This is a genomic window from Rhodoferax sp. RT5P35, assembly GCF_056521385.1.
Genome location: NZ_JBWMAX010000050.1, coordinates 1 through 679 on the forward strand (window position 1 = coordinate 1; position 679 = coordinate 679).

Consider the following 679-nt stretch of genomic DNA (forward strand, 5'->3'; position numbering starts at 1 on the left):
CGGTCAGGGGGTCGGTGATGGACAGCAGGTGGTTGGCCTCGGCCAGCGCCTCGAGTTGCTGGGTGCGTTCGGCCACCATGCGGTCCAGGTTGGCGATATGGGCGCGCAAGCCGTTTTGCAGGGTGGAAAACCCCTCGGCCACCTGGTCGATTTCGTCGCTGCGGGCCCGCACGGGGCGGTCCAGCACCAGGGGTTGCACCAGGGTCTGGGGGGTCAGTTCGCTGGCAAAGCGGGCCAGGCGCTGCAGCGGGATTTGCAGTTCGCGGCGCAGCATGGAGGCGATCAGGGCGCATACCAGTACGGTGAACAGCCCGTATCCGGCCAGCACCGTCCAGGCGGTGCGGAACATCTCCTCGGTTTCGAAGGCCGGGTCGCCCCACAGCCGCAACTCCCCCAGCTCGGCGGTGCCCTGGGGGGCCGGAATGGGGATGCGGCGGCTGTCGGCTCCCTGGCGCAGCAGGGCATTGCCGGCTTCAAACTGCCGCCCGGTCCCGGCCAGCAACAGCACATAGCCCACCTGCGGGCGGTCGGCCAGCAGGTTCAACTGCTGTTGCACGGTGCGCGGCTCGATGTCCCACAGGCTCACCGCCAGCAAGGGCACACTGGTTCTGGCAATGTCGTCCACCGCTTGCTGAAAATCCACCCGGTGCTGGCGCACCATCAGCGCGCTTTGCACCCC

1 pseudogene is annotated in these 679 nt (G+C 68.2%); it reads right to left on the reverse strand.

The window, feature by feature from the left end:
* A pseudogene (locus tag AC097L_RS23410) lies at nt 1–679 on the reverse strand (GGDEF domain-containing protein); the annotation flags it as partial.